Source organism: Kitasatospora sp. NPDC059160 (assembly GCF_042755465.1).
Taxonomy (GTDB): domain Bacteria; phylum Actinomycetota; class Actinomycetes; order Streptomycetales; family Streptomycetaceae; genus Kitasatospora.
On the sequence record NZ_JBHZCN010000054.1, the window covers coordinates 1 to 22,255 of the forward strand.

Consider the following 22,255-nt stretch of genomic DNA (forward strand, 5'->3'; position numbering starts at 1 on the left):
GAACGAGCGCAGCCACGCCAGGAGTAGGGCGTATCCCTCGGCGTTGGCTTCGAACTGCTCGGATCCCAGCGGGCGTCCGGCCGAGTCGATGGCGGCGGCGGTGTGGGTGTCCTTGTGGGTGTCGACGCCGCCGGTGATCTCGCGGTCCTGGTGTGCGATGGTGGACATCGCCGTCCTCTCCATTGATCCGGGTGGGGCGGCAGCCGCCGGTCCGGCGGGCGGACAGGACAGTGAAGGGGCCTCTGGCCAGGCTCTTATGAAGTCACGCAAGCCGGGCCGGCGGATGCTCACGAGCGGCTCCCGGACGAGGCCGACAGATCCGGTTGAGGACCCGAGGTCAGTCAGAGGTTGAGTCAGACCTGCCCGGGAACCGCTCATGAACATCCTCACTGTCAGATGTGCTCGATTCCCAAAGCCCCCTTGGTAGTTGTGTTGCTTTACCAATCGGTTCGGGGGCTTGGACGAAGATCGCCCCGGTTCGTATCCTCAGCCCGTTCCGTCATGTCCTCGGCACTCAGGGAGTGGGTGTGCGCGTCCGGCTGTTGGGCCGAGTCGAGCTCCGTTGCGAGCAGGGGCGCCCCGTCGCCCTGGCGGGTGCGCGCCGCAGGGAGGTGCTCGCCCTGCTCGCGAGCGAACTCAACGACCACGTCACCGTCGAGCGGCTGCTCGACACGGTGTGGGAGGGCGCGCCGCCGCCCACCGCCCGCGCCGCCCTGCACGGGCACGTCTCCGCCGTCCGGCGCAGCCTCGGCGAGGGCCTCACCCTGCTCACCCGCGCCCAGGGCTACGTCCTCGTCGGGGACCCCGAACTGGTCGACGCCGAGCACTTCCAACGGCTGACGGCCGCCGCCGAGGAGACCGCCGACGCCGTACGGGCCGCCGCCCTCCTGCGTGAGGCCCTCGACCTCTGGGACGGTCCCGCCCTCACCGACTCCGGCTCGCTCACCCTGACCGCCACCACCGGCCGACGGCTCGACACCGCCCGTACCCACGCGGTCGAGCGGCTCGCCGATCGGCTGCTGAGCCTCGGCCGGGGCGCCGAGGCCCTCGACGACCTCCGGGCCGTCGTCACCGCCGACCCCCGGCGCGAGCCCGCCGCCGCCCTGCTGGCCCGCTGCCTCCGGCAGGCCGGGGACGGCCGTCCCGCCGCTCCCGTTTCCATTCCCGCCCCCGTGCCTGCCCCCGTGCCCGCCTCCGGCCCCGCCGCCGGCCCCGGCGACGCCCTGCCCAGGCCCGGCACCGCCCTGGTCGGGCGCGCCGACGACCTGCGCCGCCTGGACGACGCCGCCTGCCGCGCCGACGGCCGGCCCGTGCTCGTCACCGGAGTCGCCGGGGCCGGGAAGAGCAGCCTCGTCCTGCACTGGGCCCATGCCAGTGCCGACCGCTTCCCCGACGGCCGGATCCACCTCGACCTGCGCGGCTTCGGCGAGGAGGAACCCCTCACCCCGGCCGCCGCCCTCGCCCTCCTGCTCACCCGCCTCGGCGTCCCGCCCGCCGAGGTACCCGAGGACCGGGCCCGGGCGGGCGCCCTGCTCCGGCGGCTGACCGAGGGTCGGCTGCTGCTGATCGTCCTCGACGGCGCCCGCTCCGCCGAACAGGTCGAACCGCTGCTGCCCGGCGCCCCCGAACCCGTCGTCGTGGTCACCAGCCGCTCCCGGCTCACCGACCTCGTCGTCCGCGAAGCCGCCATCCCGCTGCCCGTCGGCGGCCTGCCCGAGGACGAGGCCGTCGACCTGTTCAGCCGGATCGCCGGCCCCGAGCGGGTCGCCGCCGACCCGGCCGCCGCCCGCCGGCTCGCCGCGCTCTGCGACGGGCTGCCCCTCGCCCTGCGGGTGGCCGGCGCCCGGCTCGCCTCCCGGCCCGCCTGGTCCCTCGACGACCTCGTCCACGAGATGTCCGACCGGACCACCGGACTCGCCGCCCTCGCCACCGGCGGCACCCTCGGCATCGCGGCCGCCCTCGGCCGGACCGTCCGCGCCTTGCCCGCCGAGGCCCGTCGGCTGTTCACCCTGTCCGGACTCCACCCCGGCGGGACCCTCGACAGCGCCGCCGCAGCCGCCCTCGCCGGTGTCCCCCGGGCCCGCGCGCGCGAACTCCTCGCCGAACTGGACGCGGCCCACCTCGTCCAGGAGGCCTCGCCCGGCCGCTTCCGCGGCGACCGCCTGGCGGGCCTCTACGCTGCCGAACTCGCCGCCGAACTCCCCGCCCACGACCGGGCCGAGGCGACCCGCCGCCTCCTCGACCACGCCGTGGACGCGGCCGCCGCGGCCCTCGAACGCCTCACCACCGCCGTCCCCACCCAGTGCCTCTCCGCGCGCGCCTTCGAAACCGCCGACCAGGCCCTGGAATTGGCCCGCGGCCTGGTCACCGGCCTGGCCCGGCAGCTGACCGAACGTCCGGGCCCGGACCGGGTGGCGGACGGCGGGCCGGAGCGCATCCTCGACCGGCTGAGCCGCACCCTCGCCGAAGCCTGCCGCGGACCGGCCACCGGGCCCGCCCCGACGGAGCCGCCCCACGGCCACACCCACACCGCCCCCGAGGGCGCTGAGGGCGCCGACCCCGGGGAGTGCGCCCTGATGGACCGCCTCCTCGCCGACCTCCTCCGCACCACCCCGGTGGTCCGACGCACCGAGCCCCCCGGTGCGGGCCCGGCCCCGGCCCCGGCCGTCCCGGCGGACGCGCGGGCACCGGGGCCGAGGCCGGGTCCGAGGCCGGGCTGAACCTCGGGTACGACGGCTCGCTACGGCCGTCCGCCCCGAGGCCACCCCTGGGCGTCGAAGACGGCGACCGGGTCGAGGTAGTCGCGCCAGTGCTTCACCTTGCGGTCCTCGACGGTCAGCACGGAGACGAAGTGGTTGTCGTAGGGCCGCCCCGTCGGAACCGACCTGCCGTGGACCGCGTACTCCAGCACCACCACCGAGGTCTCGCGGTCCCGGTGCACCCGGAGGCCGTCCGCGCCGTGCAGCTCCACGTAGTCGCCGTAGTCGCGGTACAGGTCGACGATCCCCTGGCGCCCCTCGACCCGCCGCGGGTACCCCGGGACGGTGATCACGAACTCGAAGACCACGTCCTCGGCCAGCAGGTCGTAGAAGTCCTCGCCGTCGACCAGGCCGTCCAGTCCCTCCTTGACGATCCGGAAGAACGGGCTGTTCGCCCCCACCAGGGGGGTGTCGTCACCGACGGTCCTGCTCATTTCGCCTCCGGGGGCCGGGTACGGGCGTGGTTCACGGCTCCATGCTCGCGGCTCGGGGGAGGTCTTCCCGGCGCGAATCGCCCGGTTTCCGGCGGGCGGCTCGCGCGGGCCCGCCGCGATCAGCGGCCTGGCCCGGCGCCCGCACGCCCGTGGCCGTCAACCGGTGGCGGGCGCCAGGTCGTGCACCAGGAAGTGGAGCTGCCCGTCGTCCGTGGACTCCGCCCACAGCCCGTCGGCGTCCAGCACGGACGCCGCGACCATCCGGGCCTCGGCGACCAGCTCGGGACGGTGGTCGAAGCCCGGCCACGGCAGGACGGGGAAGTCGTTCTCCTCGCCGTACCGCCGGACCCGCTCGATGTCGCCGAGGACCGCGCGCGGCAGCGAGTCGTTCGCCCAGGACCACAGCCAGGACTGCTGGGCGAGGCTGACGCTGCCGATCATCGTGAGACGGCCGGCGAGGAACACCTTCCCGGCGCGCGACCAGGTGATCCGCGCATCGTCCAACGACCAGTGGTACTGCACGTCACCCGACGGCCCGAAGCGGTCGACCATGAGGGCCTGCCGGGCGCGGGCACGTTCGCGGGCCGCGAGTACGACCTCCTCCCAGTCGGAGTGGTCATGCTTCGAGCGGTCGTTCACGGTGTCTCCTCGTACAGAACTTTCGGCGAGATCCTCTCATCCGGCGGGCGGGGGAGGAGGTGTCAGTGGTCTGCGGTTGACTGGTGCGATGGACGAACTCGCCGACCACCTCCACCGCGTCGACGCCCTGCTGGCCCGTCCGGCACCGGGCCTCGCCCGCCTGCCGGTGGCGACCGGTGGCGACCTGGACGCCGCCCTGCGCCGCCTGGTCGAGGCGCTGCGCCCCCGCTGGGGGTCCTCGCGCACCCTGGCCACCGGCGGCTTCGTCGACCCCACCCTCGACGAGGGCCGCGGGCTGCCGTTGGTGTCAGCGTTCCCCGGGGGCGTGGTCGACCTGTGCGGGTGGGCGGTGGGCGGGCGCTGGGTCGGCTGCGGGATCGTCCGGCCGGACGGCGGGAGCGGCGAACCGCAGCTCCTCGTGCTGACGGCTCCCCGGGCGGACCCGGCGGAACTCGCCCTTCCCGCCGACTACTTCGAGGAGGACGACCGGGCCGAAGGGTCGGGTGCCCGCTGGGTGCGACGGCTCGCCGCGGTGACCGGCCGGCCCCGGTCGCGGCAGTGGTCCGTCGACTGGCCGTCGGCCGAGGCCGGGCTCGGCACCGCCCTGCCAGCCGACTACCGGCACTTGGTGGAGCACTTCGGCCCCGGCACGTTCGCGGGTTTCCTCGACATCTTCCTGCCCGGTCCCCAGCCCGGCTCCGACGATCCCTCCTGCCTGGTGAGGAACGCCCGAACCCTCGCCGAACTCGCCGCCGCCCACCCCGACATCGCCGCGGTCTACCACCCCTACCGGCTCCACCCCGCCCCCGGCGGGCTCCTGCAGTGGGCCGGCTCCGTCCAGGCCGACCAGTTCTACTGGCTGACGGAGGGCCCGGACCCGGACCGGTGGCCGGTCCTCGCCCGCAACGAGGACGGCGACCACGAGGCCCGCTTCGACGGCTCCACCGCCGAGTTCGTCCACCGCCTCCTCGCCGACCACCGGCACCCCTTCTCCATCGCGGAACTCCTCGACCACCGCGACTTCGAGCCGTACGAACCCCACTCCTCCTGCGAGGACGAGTGACGGACGCAGGCCCGCCGCCCCGGCCCGGGCGTGCCGTCAGGCCGGGAGGGCGTCGAGCCATTCGGTCAGCAGGCGGTTGACCTCCGCGGGCCGCTCCTGCTGGATCCAGTGCCCGCAGCCGTCGAGGAGGTGGGCGGCCGCCAGGCCGGGCAGGGTGGTGGGGAAGGCGGCGATCGCGTCGGCCAGCCAGGTCGTGGAGGCGTCCAGCGTCCCGCCGATGAACAGGGACGGCTGCTCGATCGGCGCGCCGCGGTACGGGGCGAGGTCCGCCCAGTCGCGGTCCATGGCGCGGTAGCGGTTGAGCGCCCCGGTCATGCCGGTGCGCTCGAACTCGCCCGCGTACACGTCGAGGTCCTCCTCGGTCAGCCAGCCGGGGAGCGCGCCCCGGGGGAAGCGGTCGCGCAGGCGGCCGCCGGCGCGGGCCAGGAAGTGCGGGTCCGGCTCGTCCCGGCCCGGCATGGTGTCGGCGGACAGGGCCGCGTAGAAGCCCGCGAGCCAGCCCCGGAGGTCGGACTCCATCTCCGCCTCGGCCCGGCCGGGCTCCTGGAAGTACGAGACGTAGAACTCCTCCTCCTCGCCGCCCAGTTGGGCGAGTACCTCGCCGGGGCGGGGGCCGCCGGGCGGCGCGTAGGGGACGCTCAGCAGGGCGACGGCGCGGAAGGCCTCGGGGTGCAGCAGGGCGGAGGTGGCCGCGATCCCGGCACCCCAGTCGTGCCCGACGAGCACCGCCCGCTCCTCGCCGAGGGCGCGGACCACGGCGACGTTGTCCGCCGCCAGGTCCACCATCCGGTAGGCGTCCGGCCCGGCCGGCGTGCAGGACCGGCCGTAGCCGCGCACGTCGAGTGCCACGGCCCGGTACCCCGCCGCGGCGAGGGCCGGGAGCTGGTGGCGCCAGGAGTACCAGGACTCGGGGAAGCCGTGCAGGAGCAGCACCAGCGGTCCGCTGCCCTGCTCGACCAGGTGCAGGCGCCCGGCGGGCCCCTCGACGGTGCGGTGGTGCGGTTCGGCGGACGGCAAGGGGCGGTTCATCGCAACTCCTCGGTGAACGGGCGGGTGCGGCTGCCCACCGATCATGCGGCGCCGCGCCCGCCCGGTGCGAGGATCCTTGACATCCTGGCAAACTGGCAGGACAGGGCATGGGTGAGGGTACGACCGGAGGGGGCGGGCAGCGGTGACGGAGGACCGTACGGCCGACGTGCTGGCGAGCATCGGCCCCCGGCTGCGGGCCGCGCGCGAGCGGCGCGGGACCACCCTCACCGGCGTCAGCCGCGCGACCGGGATCGCCCTGAGCACGCTGTCGCGGATCGAGACCGGCCGGCGCCGACCGACCCTGGAGGTGCTGCTGCGACTCGCGCAGGAGTACGGTGCCTCACTCGACGAGCTGGCCGGCACCGCTCCCGCTCCCCCCGCCGGCACGACGACACGGCGGCGGCGCACCGACGCCACCGAGAAGTCCGTGCTGCCGCTGACCCGCTACGTGGGTGGCCTGCACGCCCACAAGCACGTCCTGCCCGCCGCCGCCACCACCGCCGACGCCGACGCGCCACCGGCCCGGCCCCGGCAGTCCTCCCACGACGGGTACGAGTGGCTCTGCGTCCTGTACGGGCGGCTCCGGCTGGCCCTCGGCGACCAGGACCTGATCCTGGTCGCCGGTGACGTCGCCGAGTTCGACACCCGCACCCCCCACGGCGTCGCGAACGCCGGGACCGACGCCCCGGTCGAGTACCTGGTCATGTTCGGCCCCCAGGGCGAGGTCCTCCGCCCCCGCACCCCGCCCCTCGGCCGCACCGCCCGCTAGCGGAGCGGCCTCCCGGCGGGCAGGTGCCGAGCGGGCAACGGCAGTTGCCGGCCCCGACCGGCAGGCGGGCAGGCGGGCAGGCGGGCAGGCGGGCAGGCGGGCAGGCGGGCGGGCGGATGCCGGGGCCGGGCGGGTTCGGTGCGATCATCCTCGGATGCGAGAGATCGACGAGTTGACCGAGGTGGACGATCCGGCGTGGCCCGAGCTGGCGGCGGCGATCTCGGCGGCGGCCGTGCCGGTGGAGGTGCTGCCGGTCGACCAGGAGGAGGGGCGCCGCTGCCTCCTGCAGTTGCAGGTGACGGCGCGGTCGGTGCTCGGCGCCCTGGTCCTGAACACGGGCGGGCTGCTGCTGGACGACGGGTGGGTGCGGGTGTTCGGCGGCGGCTCGGCCGCGGCCGGGGGCCTGCCGAGCCTGGGCCGGGTCAACGGGTTCCCGGCGGCCTTCGAGTCCGCCTGGCACCCCGCGGACGGTCTCGTCGTCGGCCACGACGCCGTGGGCGGGGTCTTCGCGCTGAACGGCCACGACCCCGCGGCGGCGGGCCGTCCGGGCGCGCCGGGGCAGATCACCTACTTCGCTCCCGACACCCTGGAATGGGAGGCCCTGGAGATCGGCCACTCGGCCTGGGTCTCCTGGCTGCTCTCGGGCGGTGCGGAGAGCTTCTACGACGGTGTGCGCTGGCCCGGTTGGCGGGCGGAGGCCGCGGCCCTGACCCCGTCCCAGGGGATCACGGTGTTCCCGTTCCTGTGGTCCGAGCAGGCCCAGGCGGACCTGGCGGCCACCAGCCGCCGGGCGGTGCCGATGCACGAGGTGCTCGGAGTGGCGGCCGACTTCGCCGGGCAGGCGGGGCTGACCGACCCGGGATTCCTCGGCGAGGTCTGAGGCGACGCGCCCACCTGCGCCGGCGGGCGTGAAGACGCCGCGGCCACATCCCCTTCGCACCGCACGAACCGCACGAGGAGCTGCACATGGACCACCGGGACGTCGACACGGCCCTGGCGGAGTCGCTGAAGGTCCTGGGACCGCATGCCGACGAGGACTGGACGGTGCCGGCCGGTCCGCTGGAGTGGAGCTGCTGGGAGACGGCGGCTCACATCGCGCACGACCTGCTGGCCTACGCGGGGCAGGTGGCAGCACGTCCCGCCGACTCCTACCTCCCGTTCGACCTGACCGTCCGCCCCACCGCCTCCCCGGCCGAGGTGCTCCGGACGGTCGCCGCCTGCGGCCGCCTCCTCAGCTCCGCACTGGCCGCGGCCGGTCCGACCTCGCGTGCCTGGCACTGGGGTCCCTGCGATCCCGAGGGCTTCGCGGCCATGGGCGTCGCTGAAATCCTGCTGCACACGCACGACATCACCCAGGGGCTGGCCGTGGACTGGCAGCCGCCCGCACCGCTGTGCGCGGCCGTCCTCGGTCGGCTGTTCCCCGACGCTCCTCCCGGAGACCCCGTCCAGGTGCTGCTCTGGTGCACCGGCCGCCAGGAACTGGACGGCCTTCCCCGCCGAACCTCATGGGTGTGGAAGGCGGCGCGCTCCGACTGACCGCACGGGCCGGTCGGTGGGGCGGCGGGCGGCGTCGGTGCGAGGGCACCGGCGCCGCCTTCGCGTTCCGGGGGCCCGGGGGCCGGACCCCGGGGTCATTCCGCGACCGGCAGCCCGGCCTCGCGGGCGAGCACACCCAGGGCCCGGCGGAGGGACTCGCGTTCGGCGGGGGAGAGGGCGGCGGCCAACTCGTCGTCGACGGCGTGCGCCAGGGCGGTGCACTCGTGGAGCAGGGAGCGGCCGTCCTCGGTGAGGGTCAGCGTCTGGCGGCGGCGGTCGGCGGGGTCGCGCTCGCGGGCCACCGCGCCCAGCGCCTGCAACTGGTCGGCCAGGCTGACCACCAGGCTCGGCGCCACTCCCATCACCTGGGCCAGCTCCAGTTGGGAGGCGGCGGCACCCGCGTCGAGGGTGGCGAGCAGCGCGACGTGCTTCGGCTTGAGGCCGCGGCTCTCGACGGCGGCGGTGAAGCGCGCGGTGGCGACGGTGCCCAGGGTGCCGAGGCGGAAGGCGAGCGAGGAGGTCAGCGAAGGGGGGTTGACGGCGTCCATGGCGGCGATAATATCTCCACAGAATCATTCAGAGCTCGAATCATTGGAGGCGTGCTTGATATGCGGGGGACGATGACCGACTCACCGCCGCTCGGGGCCGGCGCCCTGGCGCTGCCGCACCTGGCGACGGCGCGGCGGGCCACCGGAGGCGCACGATGACCGCGCTGCTGCGCACGGCCGACGACGCGCTCGCCTTCCTGCTCGAACTCGCCGTCTACGCCGCCGCCGTACGGTTCGCACTCACCCGGCGCACCACCCGGCCGGCCCGCTGGGCACTCGCCCTCGCCCTGCCCGCCGGGTACGTCGCGGTCTGGGCCCTGTTCGGCGCACCGGGCGCGCAGGTGCCGCTGCACGGGGCGGCCCGGGCGGTGCTGGACCTGGTCTGGTTCGGCAGCGCGGCCGTCCTGCTCCGGGCAACGGGGCTGCGCCGTACGGCGGTTGTCTTCGCGCTGGGCTACCTGCTGACCACGGCGGTGCACCTGGCGCTGAGCTGAGGCGGGCCGAGGTGGGCCGTGCCGTGCGGCGGGGCGACGGCCGACCGGGGGAGCGGTGAACCGGAGCGGGGCGGCGGGCCGTATCCCCCGGCGAGAAATCCCCGTGGGCGGCGGCGGACCCGGGACGGGCCGGGTGTCGGCCGGCCCTGACTCAGGAGAGCGACCGCCATGCCCAAACACCGGCTCAGCCGCCGTCGGCGGATCGCCGCCGCTGCCACCGCGATCGCGGCCGGCGGTGTCCTGATCGTCGCGCAGAACGACGCCCCGGCCGCCGCCACCGACCCGGTGGGCCTCAACGCCGCCTACGAGTACCTGGGTTGGGGCGATGCCCAGGACCCGGTCGCGGTGATGAAGGCGACCGGGCTCAAGCAGTTCACCCTCGCCTTCCTGCTCGCCGGCCAGGGCTGCGACCCGCGCTGGGACGGCAGCCGTCCGCTGACCGGCGGGGACGACGAGGCGAAGATCAAGGCGATCCGCGCGGCCGGCGGCGAGGTGGTGGCCTCCTTCGGCGGCTGGGACGGCGCCAAGCTCGGCGAGAAGTGCGCGGACTCCGCCCAACTCGCCGCCGCCTACCAGAAGGTGATCGACGCCTACCAGTTGAGGGCGATCGACATCGACATCGAGTCCACCGAGCTGACCAGCGCCGACGCCCGGCAGCGGGTGGTCGAGGCGCTCGGTGCGGTCAAGGCGAAGAACCCCGGCCTGCGGGTCTACGTCACCTTCAGCACCGAACTGAACGGCCCGGACGCCGACGGCGCGGACCTGATCGCCCGGGCCGCCAAGGCCCGCGTGGAGGTGGACGGTTGGGTGGTGATGCCGTTCGACTTCGACAGCCACCCCGGCACCATGGTCGACGCCACCGTCTCCGCCCTGACCGGCCTCCAGCAGGCCCTCGTCCACGCCTACGGCTACGACGCGGACACCGCCTGGCGGCACACCGGCCTGTCCTCCATCAACGGGCACTCCGACAGCAAGGACGAGCTGGTCGGCCCGGCGGACTTCCGCGCCATGCGGGACTTCGCGGCCGCCCACCACCTGGCCCGCTTCACCTACTGGGCCGTCAACCGGGACCGCCCGTGCAGCGGGGAGTTCACCGCGGAGAGCGCCTCGGTCTGCGGCGGGATCCAGCAGGACCCGTACGCCTTCACCAGGATCGTGGCCGGCTACCACGTCGACTCCACCCCCGGAGGACCTGTCGGCACCAGCTCCCACTGCCCGGACCCCGAGCCCGCCAATCCCGAGCCCGCCACCGGTGTGACCACCACCGCGAAGCCCGCGGCCGACGGCGGGCCACCCGCTCCGACGTCCACCCGCAAGCAGACCCGGCGCGCGGCGACCGAGGCCACCGCCGCCACCGGGATGCCGGCGGACGACCACCAGCCGCCGGAATCGGGCGCCTCACCGTCGCCGACGGCCACCCGGCAGCAGGAGCGGCGCGCGGCGAGCACCGCCACCGCCACGGCCGGGGAACCGGCCGGTCCGACGGACGACGGCTCCGACGGGCCCACGGCGAGCCCGAGCGCGAGCCGGACCAAGCACGGGACGCCCAGGGCCACCGCCTCCGCCGCGTCCCCCACCGAGTCCCGCGCCACGAGCACCCGTACGGCCCCCGCGACGCCGACGGCGGACTGCACCACGGTCTCGGCCCCCGCGCCCGGCCCGACCACCCCGACCGACGCGCCGACCGGTACCGGTGCCGGTACCAGTACCGGCACGGGCACGGCTCAGCCGAGCCGGACGCCGGCGCCCACCGCGACCGCGACCGCCCCCGCCTCCGACCCCGATCCGGAGCCGACCGACGAGCCCACCACGGCGCTCCCTGCCCCGACCCCGACCCAGTCCTCCGCCCCCACGACGTCCCCCAGTCCCGCCGCCCCCGCCCCGGCGCCCACCACCGAAGCGGCCTCCGGTACGGCCTCCGGCACGGGCTCCGGCACCGGCCAGGCCCTGGCCCACACCGGCGGCGGCGACGCCACCGGCATCCTGATGGAGGGCGCCGGCGCCCTGCTGCTGCTCGGCGGCGCCTTCGGCATGGTCGGCACCCGCCGCCGCCGCGAAGGCGAGCGCGCCCGGTAGCGGGCACCGCCCCGGGCCGAGCGGCCGACCGCCCGGCCCGGGGTGAGGAGCCATGAGGTGACCGAGCGCATGGCGGCCCGCGCGGTGGAGGACGCGCGGGACGGTTTCCCGGGATGCGGGCCGGGACGCTGCGGATCCCCCGGTGGCCGAGGGCTGCGGCGGACGCCGTCCTTCCGTCCGTCGGCCCAGCTCAACGGCTGCGCCCGTTGGGTGCCGCGCCCGGGTGGCGGCTCGTCCCATCGTCCGGGCGGGTGCCGTGAGACGCGGCCGTCCGGCGGATGGGACGGCGTACCCCTCCCGTACGGGTGGCCGGGTGAGGCAGAGTTCTGACGAATCATCATGGATTTGGAGACCCCTGTGAACACCGTCCTCCCCACCCGGCGCCGCTTGTCGCTGGGCCTGGCCCTGGCGTCCGTGCTGACGGGCGTCGGCGCCTTCACCGCCTCGGCGGCCTCCGCCGCGACCGTGCCGGCCCCGATACCGATCACCTCTCCGTCCTGCCCGGCCAACCTCCAGAAGGGCGAGGTCGACGGCTGCGTCACCCAGCTCCAGCTGGAGCTCAACCAGACCGGCGCCCACCTCACCGTGGACGGGCAGTTCGGCTCGGGTACGGACACGGCGGTGCGCGACTTCCAGACCGCGCACTCCCTGGACGTGGACGGCATCGTCGGCCGGGCCACCAAGGCGGCCATAGACGCGGCCGCGGCGGCCGCCTCCGGCACGGTCGACCTGCGCACCCAGTGCGGGGACCTGCAGAAGGGCGCCACCGGCGCGTGCGCCAAGACCCTGCAGTCCATGCTGAACACCTTCAACGCGGGCCGCCTCACCGTGGACGGGCAGTTCGGCCCCGCCACCGACACGGCGGTGCGCAACTTCCAGGCCGCGCACGCCCTGGCCATCGACGGCATCGTCGGCACGGCCGTCAAGAACGCCCTCTACGGCAGCAAGCCCGTCCCGCTGCCCAGCGGCCCGATCGACTCCACCAAGGTCCTGAACGCGGCCAAGTCCTACCTGGGCGTCCCGTACGTGTGGGGCGGCGGCCACTCGCTGCGCGGCGAGGGCCCCGGCCCGTCGCTGGGCACCTGCGACGGCTACACCGGTTCGATCCAGCCCTGCCCGGCCAACACCACCGTCGGCGTGGACTGCTCGGGCCTGGTCCGCGCGGCCTTCTGGTTCGGCGCCGGCATCGACCTCGCCAACGGCGGCGACACCACCGAGCAGACCCTGGACAAGCACCTCACCCCGATCACGGAGTCCCAGCGCCGCCCGGGCGACGTCGAGTACTTCGGCAACGGCCCGCACGACACCCACCACGTGGTGATCTACGCCGGCACCGACTCCGCCACCGGCGCGGACATGATGTACGAGGCCAAGGAGACGGGTACCAACGTGCACTACGCCGGTCTGCGCACCGGCGGGTACTGGTACCGCGTGACCGCCTGACGGTCCGACGGTCTGACAGCAGGCCCGGACGGGCGCTCGCGCGGGTGACGGTTGCCGTCACCCGCGCGTCGCGTCACCCCTGGCAGGTGACCCGGACCGCGGCGGCCGCGAGGTGGGCGTGGGTGGCCCGGCCGGAGCCGGTCCAGTCCTGGCCGCGGTTGTGGAGGCGGACGGTCAGTGGTCCGGCCTGGGCGCGGAAGGTGCCGGCGTCCACCCAGCTGCCGCGGTGGGAGACCTGGTCGACGGTGAAGGACCCGAGGTCGGCGCCGGAGACGGCGGCCACCGTGTAGGCGGGGGCACCGCCGACCTGTTGGACCGAGGAGGAGTCCGGGACGTAGACGGCGACGGCGCAGGAGGCCGGGCCGGGGCCGGTGTCGAAGGTCCACAGGGCGTAGGTGCTGTTGTCGTCCTTGGCGCGGTCGCCGGACATCGGGACCGCGTCGTACCGACCGTCGCAGGAATCGCCGCCGTAGCCGCCGCTGCTGACGGTGACCCAGCCGTCGGCCCCCTGGCGGAACGCCCCGACCTCCTGGAACCGGGCGCCGGGGCCGGAGCAGCCGAGTCCGGCGACGGCCCGGTAGCCGGGGGCGGGCTGTGGGGCGGGCGGGGCCTGCGGGGCGGCCGGGGCGGCCGAGGCGGGTGTCGCGGCTGGTACGGGGGTGGTGGCCGCCGGGGCGGCGGGCCGGGAGGCCTGGGCCGTGGGCGGGGCCTGGTGCGGGTCGTCGGTCGGGGACGGCGCGGCGGACGGGCTCCCGGTGGGCGTGCCGGTGGGGTCGGCGGAGCTGCCGGTCGGCGCGGTCGGCGCGGTCGGCTCGGTCGGCCCGGTGGGTGCGGGCGTCGGGGGGTGGGCCCGGCCGTGGGTGCCCAGGGGCGAGCGGCCGGTCGGCGCGGCGGCCGCGGCCGGGTCGCCGCTGCCGCCGTCCGGCTCGATGAACGGGGCGACGAGCAGCAGGACCGCGCCGGTGGCCATCGAGGCGGCCATCGCGATCCGCCGGGCGTCCCAGCGGGACCGGTCGCCCAGCCGGCCGAGGCCGGCGGACAGCCGGGCGGCGAGCGTGGCGGCGGTGGGGTGCGGCGGGTCCGGTTCGCCTTCCTCTTCCTCGGCGATCCAGGGCAGTTGGAGGCCGGGGCCCGGTGTCGTGCCGTGCGGGTCCTCGTTCAACGGGGGCCTCCGGCGGGGTCGGTGAGGTCGGCGGGGACGGTGAGGGCCTCGGCCGGGGCCCCGGCGGTGTCCGCCCCGTCCGGCAGCGGTGCCCGGACCCCGGTGCGGGTCGGGCCGGACGGTGGCCGGGCCGGGGTTCCGGCCGCTGCGGGCGCCGCCGCGCCGGCCGGGTGCGGCCGGGCGGGAGCGGGTGGGGGCGGGACGTGCACCGCGAGGAGTCCGGCCGTGACGAGGCCGGCGGCGGCCGCGCAGCAGATCACGGAGATCCGCCTCGGTGATTCGGTCCTGGTCACGTGTGCTCTCCCCGGGTGACGGTGCTCGCCGGGTTGCACGGCCGGCGGGCACCGACCGGTTCACGGCACCGACCGGTTCACGGCGCCGACCGGTTCACGGGTGCCGACCGGTTCACGCTGGTTCGAACCTCCCGGGCCCGCCGTCCGTGGTACCGGGTGGGGCCGGGCGACGAACCGGCGCGGACGGACGAGGGAGGACCGCAGCGATGGCCTGGTACCAGGGGCCGAGCCGGATCACGGTGACGGCGGTGGAGGGCGAGTGGCCGCAGCGGGCGGTGGTGACCGTCAGGGGCGCCGCCCCGGTGGAGATCCCGGCGACGGTCGGCGCGGTCCACCTGGTGGCGGCCGACAGCTGGCAGCTGGCGCTGGAGCACCGCTACGGCTCCGAGTGGTGCCCCAACATCCGTGCCGTGCAGGGGCGTTGGCAGGAGATCCGGGGCGTGCTGACGCAGTCCGTGCACAGCCGTAACCGCGACCGGGCGGGCGACCGCCGGGACCGCAACCTGGTGCTGCGGATCGAGCGGGTCGAGCCGGACGGCGGCACGCCCGCACCTGCGGCCGGGCCGGCGCCGTCGGCGGCACGCCGCACCACGGCCTCCGGCGCGGCGGCGCCCGCGGCCTCGGGCGTACGGACGACCGCAGGCGGCTCGGCCCGCCCCACCACCTCGACGGCCTCCACCTCGACGGCCTCCACCGCGGCGACCGCCCCCGCCGGCGTACCCGCCGTACCCGGCCTGCCCGGCCGTCAGCCCGCGCCGTACCGGCCGTCCCGGGGCGTCTGAGCGCGCGCCCGTCACGGCGGCCCGCACTGCGCCAGCCGTTCCTTCACCCGCTCCACCTGCCGGGTCATCCGCCCCTGCTCGGCGGCGAGTTCGAGGGCGTGCTCCCAGTGGGCGCGGGCCTCGGCGGTCCGGCCCCGGTCGTACAGCACCTGCCCCATGACGTCCGCGAAGTCGAACTCGGCATGGGCCTGGTTGCCCTGGGCGCGGCCGAGTTCCAGGGCGCGGTGGATCTGCTCGACCGCCTCCTCGGAGCGGCCGAGCGCGCTCAGCACCTGGGCGTGGGTCTTGGTCGAGATCACCAGGTACGGGTCGGACTCGCGGCCGGCCAGCAGGGCGAGCGATTCGGTGATCGGTGCGAGGCCCTCCGCGGCCCGGTCGGCCCGCAGCAGGGCGTCGGCGAGGTTGTTGAGTGCCTGGGAGAGCGTCCGGTCGTCGCCGCCGGCCCGGGCCTCGGTGACCGTCTCGACGATTCCGGGGAGGGCCTTCACCGGGTCGCCGTAGTCGTCCAGGAAGCTGTTGCGCATGCTCAGGTAGCGGTGCCGCAGGACGGGCCGGCTCTCCGGGTCGGCGACGGCGACGGCGCGCGCGGACTGCTCCAGCGCCTCGGCCCGTCGGCCCAGCCAGCCCAGTGACAGGCTGTGGTTGGAGTACAGGTGCGGCCAGTCGGCGGCGGTCCCCGCGGCCTCGGCGGCGCGCAGCGCCGTCCGGGCGGAGTCCTCCCAGGCGCGGAACAGGCCGGCGTCCAGGTAGAGGTACCCGGCGTTCTCGACCATCCGGCAGGCGTACTCGGGCCGCCCCCACCGGCCGGCCAGGGCGATCAGGCCGCGGACGGCGGGCTCCTCGCCCCGGAACCAGTCGAGCGCCTCCGCCGAGCTCGCGAACTCCGGCGCGCCGCCCGGGGGGTGTGCGGACGGGCGGTGGTGCCGGGCGTCCGGCCGGGCCAGCACGAGGCCGGCCGCCGTCGCGGCGAGGTAGTGGTCGAACAGCCGGGCCAGCGCCGCGTCCCGGGTGGCGGCCGGCAGCTCCTCGGCGGCCTGCCGGGCGTACAGCCGGACCAGGTCGTGGCGCTCGAACCGGCCGGGAACGGTCTCCGCCACCAGGTGCGCCCGGTGCAGCAGTTCCAGGGCGGCGGCCGCCGCCCGCAGGCCGGTGCCCGCGAGCGCGGCCGCGGCCCGGGTGTCGACCTGCTGGCCGGGGTGGATGCCGAGCAGCCGGAACAGACCGGCGGCCGGGCCGGGCAGGCTGCGGACCGTCAGTTCCAGGGCCGCCGCCACGCTCAACGCGCCCTGGGTGGCCAGCGCGGCCAGCCGGGAGCGCTCGTCGGCCAGTTCCCCGGCCAGGGTCGCCACCCGCCAGTGCGGGCGGGTGGCCAGCCGCGAACCGGCGATCCGCAGCGCCAGCGGCAGCCCCTCGCACAGCTCCACGACCCGCCGCGCCGCCTCCGGCTCGGCCGCCAGCCGGGGCCGTCCGGTGACCTCGGCGAGCACGTCGAAGGCGTCCCCGGCCGGGAGGGAGGCCAGCGGCAGCGCGCGGGCGTCCGCCTCGACGACCAGCTCGGTCAGCCGGTGCCGACTGGTCACCACGACCGCGCAGCCTGGCTCGACCGGCAGCAGCGGGCGGACCTGCCCGGCGTCGCGGGCGTTCTCCAGCACGATCAGCACCCGGCGCCCGGCCAGCAGTCTCCGGCAGGCGGCCGCGGCCTCCTCGGGGGTGGACGGCACGGCGCTCTCGTCGGCGCCGAGCGCCCGCAGCAGCTCGGCCAGGGCCTCCTCGGGGCGCAGCGGTTCGGTCTCGTCGAAGCCCCGCAGGTTGACGGCGACCCGCCCGTCCGGGAAGGCCGGTCCGAGCCGGTGCGACCAGCTCAGCACCAGGGCGGTCTTGCCGACCCCGGCCGGGCCGGTCACCAGCAGGACCGGGCCGTTGCCGCCGTACCCGGGCCGGTGCGTTCGCCGGAGGCTCGCGCACTGCTCGTCCAGCCAGGCCAGTTCGCCCGCCCGGCCGACGAAGCGGCGGGGAGCGCGCGGCAGTCGGGCGGGGGCGGGCGCGGGTCGTTCTTCCGTAGTAGCAGTAGCAGTAGCAGCAGCAGCAGCAGCAGCGGACCGGACCTGAGCCGCGGCCTCGCGCAGTGCCGGCCCCGGGTCGATTCCGGCCTCCTCGGCGAGCCTGCCGCGTGCCTCCTCGTACACGGCGAGGGCCTCGGCGCTCCGGCCCTCCTGGTGGAGGCAGAGCACGGTGAGGCGGACGAGTGATTCGCGCAGCGGGTGCTCGGGGAGCGCGGCGGTGAGCTGTGACGTCACCGACCGGCCCCGGCCGGTGCGCAGCTCGTGCCCGGCGAGTTGCTCCAGCGCCTCGACCCGCAGGGTCTCCAGCCGTCCGGCGGCGGCTTCGCGCAGCGCGGCCGAGCCGCAGTCCGCCAGGGTCGGCCCGCGCCAGAGCGCGAGCGCCTCGCGCAGCAGCGGGACCGCGGCCTCCTCCCCGTCCGCGGTGCCGACGCGGTCGAGCAGGTGCTCCAGTCGGTGGGTGTCGATCAGTTCCGGGTCGGCGTGCAGGACGTAGCCGGGTGCGCGGGTCTCCAGCCGGAGCCCGCCGTCCAGCAGGGTGCGCAGCCGGGCGATGTGGCCCTGGAGCGCGGCCCGGGCGGTGGACGGCGGGGCGTGCTCCCAGGTGAGGTCGACCAGCCGCTCGACCGGGACGACCCGGTTGGCCTCCAGCGCCAGCGCGGCCAGCACGGCCCGCCGCCGGGACCCCCCGACGTGCACGGGCACGCCCCGGTCGCTCCGCAGTTCCAACGGTCCCAGCAGGAGAATCCGCATGCCGCACCCGTGTTCCCAGTCCGTCCCCGGCCCCCGGCTGCACCTTAGCCGGATCGCCCCTCGTCCCCTCACCCCTCGCCCCACCCGACCGGGGCCGGGGACCGCCGGGCCGAGGTGGTGGGAGGCGACACCCCCTACCAACCGGCCGGCCCCGCTGATCGGTTGCCTCCCGCCCGCGGGAAGTTCGGCGGCCGGTCCGTCAGCCGGCGGTCCCGACGGGCAGGGGCGCTCCGGAGCCCGGCCCGTGCAGGCCGTGCAGTCCGCGCAGGCCGCGCAGGCCGCGCAGCGCGCGCAGGACCGTGGCCCCGGCGATCAGCTCGGCGGCCGTGATCGAGTAGACCGAGCCGCGCTCGAACACGGCCGCGTGGTACGGGACCGGATCCGTCGGCATCATCGTGAGCAGGACGACGGCGCACACCAGCCCGACCGCGCCGCACCCGAGGACCGCCCGGCCCGGCCACCGGGCGCGGCCGCTGCGGACCAGGTGCCCGCCCACCACCACCGCCAGCAGGTTGCCGCCGATGATCGCCATGCCCGCACCCAGGCCGTGCCAGGCCATCGACCCGTCCCGGTCCGCCTCCGGCGAACCGTGCACCAGGCCGACCAGGACGATCCCCACCCCGTGGACCACGGCCAGGACCAGGTACGCCCAGCGCAACCACCCCGGCAGCAGGTGCTGCAGGACCAGGGCCGCGGCGACGAACAGCAGACCCTGCGCGATGAACCCGGCGTTCATCACCGCGTTCAGCGGCGAGCAGATCGTCCGGCCCTGCAACACCCCGCCGCAGGAGGGCACACCCAGATCGCTGATGAAGTTGTGCGCGTAGTCGTAGACCGGGTCCCGCCAGGCGGAGGCCGCTATGGCCTCGGCGACCACGTACTGGACGGCCGCGACCACGAGCGCCACCGCACCCGACTTCCACGCGACCGCCCTGACCTCGTCGTCGATCGCCATCCTCAAGAGCCTTCCGTGTCGGGCCCGACGGAGTTCCAGGAGCCGGGACCACGATCCTGGCGCACGGAGCGGCAGTTGCCGGGCCGACACCACGCACCGGGTCCCCGACCTCCCTCACGTCCCGACTTTCCCGATTCTCGGTGGCGGCGCCTGCCGCGCGATTGACTGGGGGGACGGGCGAGACGCCGATCGGACGTGCGGCCGCCACGGAACCGCAGGGCGATGGTGAAGGAGAGGTGGCAGCGATGGCCGTGCAGGAACGCCCCGTCGTCGTGACCGGGTCGGGCAGCGTGCGGGGCGTCGTGGAGGGCGGCGTGGCCGCGTTCCGGGGCATCCCGTACGCGGCCTCCCCGGTGGGGGAGCGGCGCTTCGCCGTGCCCGGACCGCACCCGGGCTGGTCGGGCGTCCGCGACGCCGCCCGTCCGGGGCCGTCCGTGCCCCAGGGGCCGTCCCGGCTCGAAGCGGTGATGGGGCGGCGCGCCCCCGACTGGGACGAGGACGGCTGCCTCACCCTCAACGTGTGGTCGCCGGGCCCTCCTGGCGAGGGGTCCGCCCCGGGCGGCCGCCCGGTCCTGGTCTGGTTCCACGGCGGCGGGTTCAGCAGCGGATCCGGCGGCTGGGACTGGTACGACGGCCGGCACCTCGCCGCCGCCGGAGGCCTCGTCGTCGTCACCGCCAACTACCGCCTCGGACCGCTCGGTTACCTCCACCTCCCGGAGCTCGGCAGCGACAACCTCGGGGTGCGCGACCAGGCCGCCGCCCTCGCCTGGGTGCGGCACAACATCGCCGGCTTCGGCGGGGACCCGGAACTGCTCACCGTCGGCGGCCAGTCCGCCGGCGCCTACTCCGCCCTCCACCTCGCCCTCGCACCGCAGACCGGCCCGTGGATCGCACGGGTCGTCACCCAGAGCGGCCCGTTCGGCCTCCCCCCGCAGGACCCCGGCGAAGCCGCCGACCACGCCCGCCGCTTCCTCGGGATCCTCGGCCTGGACCGCCGCCCCGACCCGCTGGCCGCGCTGCGCGCCGTCCCGCCCGGGCAGCTGCTCACCGCCTACGGGCAACTCGCCCGGGACGTCGCCCGCCCGGGCAAGGTTGCTCCGCCGATGTACCCCGTCCTCGGCGGCTACGGCCTGCCGGTGACCTGGCAGCAGGCCCTGGCCGACGGCCGCCTGGACGGCAAGCAGCTGCTGACCGGCACCACCCGGGACGAGATGACGGCGTTCTACGCCTTCGACCCGGCCGTCCGCACCGCCACCGCCGAGCGGGCCCGCGCGATCGCGGCGACCCTGGCGGAGGACGGCGCCGAACGTTACGACCGCACGGCCGCCACCGTTCCACGGACGCCGGGCGACATCCTCACCGAGGTCGCCACCGGACTCCAGTTCCGTGACCGGACCCTCGCCATCGCCGACCACCACGCCGCGGCCGGCCACCCCACCTACGTCTACCGCTTCGACCGCACCCCGACCCCGGACCCGGCCCGCCTGGGCGCCACCCACTGCGCCGAACTCCCCTACCTCTTCACCACCTTCGACGCCTACCCCGACAGCTCCATGCTCGGCGACGCCACCCCCGCCGCCCGCACCCTCGGCCACGCCTTCTCCCACGCCGTGGCCACCTTCGCCGCCACCGGGCGTCCCCCCGCCGAGCACTGGCCCCCGTACGCCCCCGCCGACCCGACCACCGTCCGGCACTTCGGCTGATCCCGGGCCCCTCGAAGGCGCAGGCGAAGGGGGGCTTGAATCTCCCGTCGGGGGAGACGCCAGGCAAGGGGAATGGACGGCGACACGCCTCACTCGATCGGCGAGCCGGTTCGGCGGGCCAGTCTCACGGTCAAGGCCATTCGATTCCACTCCGATCGCGAAATCGTGACGCCGACGGCCCTCAAAGGCGTCGCCTCCGGCAAGCCCTCGGCCGAGGTGGGCTATTGGACCGCGGTGCATGCGTGCGGGCGGAGCGTGGCGCCCCGCGCCCTTGAGGCCCTCACCGGCGGGGCCTTCGCCACCTTCGGGAACGGCGGGCTGGCGCAGCTGGAACTCCTGCATCAGGTGGACAACTCCGTCTCGTGCCGGGTCGCACAGAAGAGCCGGTACGCATTCGACCGCATCCTGCTCGCGGCACCGCCCGCCTTCCCCCCTCGACGGCCATCTGCACATCCGGCGCAGGGACGGCTGTGACCCACCCGCTTTCCACGGATCGGCGCACCTCGCGTCCCTCCCGGAACCGATCCGCAGGCCTTGAGCATTACCGGCCGACAGGGCGTCACGAGGTCGAGAGCCCGCGCTCCTTCGGCGCACGGCCCTGGCCCCCGCCGCCACCGTGACGGCGCGCAGAGATGCCGGTTCCCGCATGCCGCTCGACAGCTGATGTCACAACAACCACTAACTCGCTGTCTCCATTCGTCAGCGACCACCCGGTCACGAGGGAGCGACAGGTGCGGTTCCGGGACGGCGGTGCATTCGATCCTCGCGGACGCTGAGGTCAGTGCTCGGGCGCCCGAACACCGAGTGGACCCAGAGCCGTCGAGCCGCCCGGAAAGGCAGCCGTTGGCGCGCAGGGCGAGCCTGGGGGCGGACCCGGGGGCTCAGCGGAGGGTGCGAATCATGACAGCGTAGAGCGGAGCGCCCTCGAACGGTCGGTGCTCGCCGACCTTCTCGTACGACCACCGCTCGTACATGTCCTGGACCCGGGGGTGGGCGACGTCGACGTAGAGCACAGCCAGCGCTTCGGCGCGTTGGGACGGCAGTGCCTCGTGGGCCTGCCCGGCGATGCCCACCGCCGGCCTGGTCGCGATAGGCATCGGCGTGGACGTCGATGAGCAGTTGGGCGTGGTCGGCGGAAGTCGGTCGGCCCCATAGCGGCGAAGCACTGTCGTCATGGGGATTCCCTGGGTCGTTTCCTCGCGCCACTACCCGTCGACGCGAGGAAACAGTCTCCGGAGGTTTCGATCAGGGCGTGGTGGGGCCAGGGGCGAAGTACTCGTGGAGCATCTCGGTGGTCCAGGAGGGCTGGTGGGTGTCGCCGCGGGGGCCGAACTCGTCGAACCAGGGCTTGACCTCGAGGATCGGCGTGCCGTCGACGGCGTCCAGGTCCTCCACGTGCAGGTCCAGGCCGTCGACCTTGAGGAGGCGGCAGCGGGAGGAGCCGAGCCAGTTGACGCGCCGCATGTTCCGGTGGCCGAAGACGCCGACCTCGGGCCACTGCGGGTTGTCGCGTGGGCGGCGGGCGCCGAAGTTCAGGTCGGTCGGGTCGGTGAGGTGGAAGCGGAAGATGACGTCGAGGTGGGAGAACGCCTCCAGCCCCTTCGTGGCCTCCGGTGGGAAGCGGTCGCCGTCGAGCCGGATGACGGCGCGGGTACCTCCCCAGTAGTCGTCGGTGGGCTCGGTGCGGCCCCCTACCACGTACCCGAGTGCCTCCACGGTGAAGACTTCGGTCACTGTGTTTCCCCTCCTGTGAACGG

The 22,255-nt window shown here is 75.6% G+C and carries 20 protein-coding genes and 1 pseudogene; 11 read left to right on the top strand and 10 right to left on the bottom strand.

Annotated elements, in window-relative coordinates; translation table 11 throughout:
• Nucleotides 1–527 precede the first annotated feature (527 nt).
• Nucleotides 528–2,720, top strand: a complete 2,193-nt coding sequence (locus ACFXOZ_RS23010; RefSeq protein ID WP_380592354.1) for a BTAD domain-containing putative transcriptional regulator — start codon at nt 528–530, stop codon at nt 2,718–2,720.
• 20 nt (nt 2,721–2,740) lie between these two features.
• On the opposite strand, the gene ACFXOZ_RS23015 is transcribed toward ACFXOZ_RS23010, so the two are convergent.
• Both ACFXOZ_RS23015 and ACFXOZ_RS23020 read right to left on the bottom strand, forming a co-directional pair.
• Nucleotides 2,741–3,193, bottom strand: coding sequence for a nuclear transport factor 2 family protein (locus ACFXOZ_RS23015; RefSeq protein WP_375884102.1), 453 nt, complete (start codon nt 3,191–3,193; stop codon nt 2,741–2,743).
• A gap of 156 nt (nt 3,194–3,349) precedes the next feature.
• Complete coding sequence (locus ACFXOZ_RS23020; RefSeq protein WP_380592356.1) at nt 3,350–3,832, bottom strand: DUF6882 domain-containing protein; 483 nt, start codon at nt 3,830–3,832, stop codon at nt 3,350–3,352.
• 88 nt (nt 3,833–3,920) lie between these two features.
• Here ACFXOZ_RS23020 and ACFXOZ_RS23025 point away from each other — a divergent pair, with 88 nt between their 5' ends.
• Nucleotides 3,921–4,895, top strand: coding sequence for a hypothetical protein (locus ACFXOZ_RS23025; RefSeq protein WP_380592357.1), 975 nt, complete (start codon nt 3,921–3,923; stop codon nt 4,893–4,895).
• A 36-nt stretch (nt 4,896–4,931) separates the two neighbouring features.
• Here ACFXOZ_RS23025 and ACFXOZ_RS23030 read toward each other — a convergent pair whose 3' ends face one another.
• Nucleotides 4,932–5,924, bottom strand: coding sequence for an alpha/beta fold hydrolase (locus tag ACFXOZ_RS23030; RefSeq protein WP_380592359.1), 993 nt, complete (start codon nt 5,922–5,924; stop codon nt 4,932–4,934).
• A gap of 142 nt (nt 5,925–6,066) precedes the next feature.
• Between ACFXOZ_RS23030 and ACFXOZ_RS23035 the strand changes: the two genes are divergently transcribed.
• The 3 genes from ACFXOZ_RS23035 to ACFXOZ_RS23045 all read left to right on the top strand — a co-directional run bounded on the left by ACFXOZ_RS23035 (nt 6,067) and on the right by ACFXOZ_RS23045 (nt 8,229).
• A complete protein-coding gene (locus tag ACFXOZ_RS23035) occupies nt 6,067–6,693 on the top strand; it encodes a helix-turn-helix domain-containing protein (protein WP_380592361.1) in 627 nt (208 codons plus the stop codon).
• A gap of 154 nt (nt 6,694–6,847) precedes the next feature.
• Nucleotides 6,848–7,573, top strand: a complete 726-nt coding sequence (locus tag ACFXOZ_RS23040) for a DUF2625 family protein (RefSeq protein WP_380592363.1) — start codon at nt 6,848–6,850, stop codon at nt 7,571–7,573.
• 86 nt (nt 7,574–7,659) lie between these two features.
• Complete coding sequence (locus ACFXOZ_RS23045) at nt 7,660–8,229, top strand: maleylpyruvate isomerase N-terminal domain-containing protein (RefSeq protein WP_380592365.1); 570 nt, start codon at nt 7,660–7,662, stop codon at nt 8,227–8,229.
• A gap of 95 nt (nt 8,230–8,324) precedes the next feature.
• On the opposite strand, the gene ACFXOZ_RS23050 is transcribed toward ACFXOZ_RS23045, so the two are convergent.
• Nucleotides 8,325–8,777, bottom strand: a complete 453-nt coding sequence (locus ACFXOZ_RS23050) for a MarR family winged helix-turn-helix transcriptional regulator (RefSeq protein WP_380592367.1) — start codon at nt 8,775–8,777, stop codon at nt 8,325–8,327.
• Nucleotides 8,778–8,932: 155 nt separating this feature from the next.
• Here ACFXOZ_RS23050 and ACFXOZ_RS23055 point away from each other — a divergent pair, with 155 nt between their 5' ends.
• From ACFXOZ_RS23055 to ACFXOZ_RS23065, 3 genes are all read left to right on the top strand, one after another.
• Complete coding sequence (locus ACFXOZ_RS23055) at nt 8,933–9,271, top strand: YrdB family protein (protein WP_380592369.1); 339 nt, start codon at nt 8,933–8,935, stop codon at nt 9,269–9,271.
• A gap of 168 nt (nt 9,272–9,439) precedes the next feature.
• On the top strand, nt 9,440–11,347 hold the full coding sequence (locus ACFXOZ_RS23060) for a hypothetical protein (protein ID WP_380592371.1): 1,908 nt from the start codon (nt 9,440–9,442) through the stop codon (nt 11,345–11,347).
• Nucleotides 11,348–11,692: 345 nt separating this feature from the next.
• On the top strand, nt 11,693–12,790 hold the full coding sequence (locus ACFXOZ_RS23065; protein ID WP_380592373.1) for a peptidoglycan-binding protein: 1,098 nt from the start codon (nt 11,693–11,695) through the stop codon (nt 12,788–12,790).
• Between the two features lie 73 nt (nt 12,791–12,863).
• Here the strand turns inward: ACFXOZ_RS23065 and ACFXOZ_RS23070 are convergent, their stop codons facing one another.
• Complete coding sequence (locus tag ACFXOZ_RS23070) at nt 12,864–13,952, bottom strand: hypothetical protein (protein WP_380592375.1); 1,089 nt, start codon at nt 13,950–13,952, stop codon at nt 12,864–12,866.
• Nucleotides 13,949–14,245, bottom strand: a complete 297-nt coding sequence (locus ACFXOZ_RS23075) for a hypothetical protein (protein WP_380592377.1) — start codon at nt 14,243–14,245, stop codon at nt 13,949–13,951. Before ACFXOZ_RS23075 ends, ACFXOZ_RS23070 begins: the two co-directional genes overlap by 4 nt.
• 206 nt (nt 14,246–14,451) lie before the next feature.
• Here ACFXOZ_RS23075 and ACFXOZ_RS23080 point away from each other — a divergent pair, with 206 nt between their 5' ends.
• On the top strand, nt 14,452–15,027 hold the full coding sequence (locus ACFXOZ_RS23080; protein WP_380592378.1) for a hypothetical protein: 576 nt from the start codon (nt 14,452–14,454) through the stop codon (nt 15,025–15,027).
• Between the two features lie 11 nt (nt 15,028–15,038).
• Here ACFXOZ_RS23080 and ACFXOZ_RS23085 read toward each other — a convergent pair whose 3' ends face one another.
• Together ACFXOZ_RS23085 and ACFXOZ_RS23090 are read right to left on the bottom strand one after the other, a co-directional pair.
• Nucleotides 15,039–17,792 (bottom strand): BTAD domain-containing putative transcriptional regulator, encoded by a 2,754-nt coding sequence (locus ACFXOZ_RS23085; protein ID WP_380592380.1) that lies wholly within the window; start codon nt 17,790–17,792, stop codon nt 15,039–15,041.
• Nucleotides 17,793–18,039: 247 nt separating this feature from the next.
• Complete coding sequence (locus ACFXOZ_RS23090; RefSeq protein ID WP_380592382.1) at nt 18,040–18,795, bottom strand: DUF998 domain-containing protein; 756 nt, start codon at nt 18,793–18,795, stop codon at nt 18,040–18,042.
• Between the two features lie 245 nt (nt 18,796–19,040).
• On the opposite strand from ACFXOZ_RS23090, the gene ACFXOZ_RS23095 reads away from it, so the two are divergent.
• Nucleotides 19,041–20,498, top strand: coding sequence for a carboxylesterase/lipase family protein (locus ACFXOZ_RS23095; protein ID WP_380592384.1), 1,458 nt, complete (start codon nt 19,041–19,043; stop codon nt 20,496–20,498).
• A 180-nt stretch (nt 20,499–20,678) separates the two neighbouring features.
• A pseudogene (locus ACFXOZ_RS23100) lies at nt 20,679–21,036 on the top strand (GNAT family N-acetyltransferase); the annotation flags it as partial.
• 343 nt (nt 21,037–21,379) lie between these two features.
• Here the strand turns inward: ACFXOZ_RS23100 and ACFXOZ_RS23105 are convergent.
• Together ACFXOZ_RS23105 and ACFXOZ_RS23110 are read right to left on the bottom strand one after the other, a co-directional pair.
• Nucleotides 21,380–21,595, bottom strand: coding sequence for an acetyltransferase (locus ACFXOZ_RS23105; protein WP_380521696.1), 216 nt, complete (start codon nt 21,593–21,595; stop codon nt 21,380–21,382).
• 148 nt (nt 21,596–21,743) lie between these two features.
• The gene (locus tag ACFXOZ_RS23110) at nt 21,744–22,232 is read right to left on the bottom strand and encodes a TrmO family methyltransferase (protein WP_380521699.1); all 489 of its coding nucleotides are present in this window, start codon (nt 22,230–22,232) and stop codon (nt 21,744–21,746) included.
• Between the last annotated feature and the right edge of the window lie 23 nt (nt 22,233–22,255).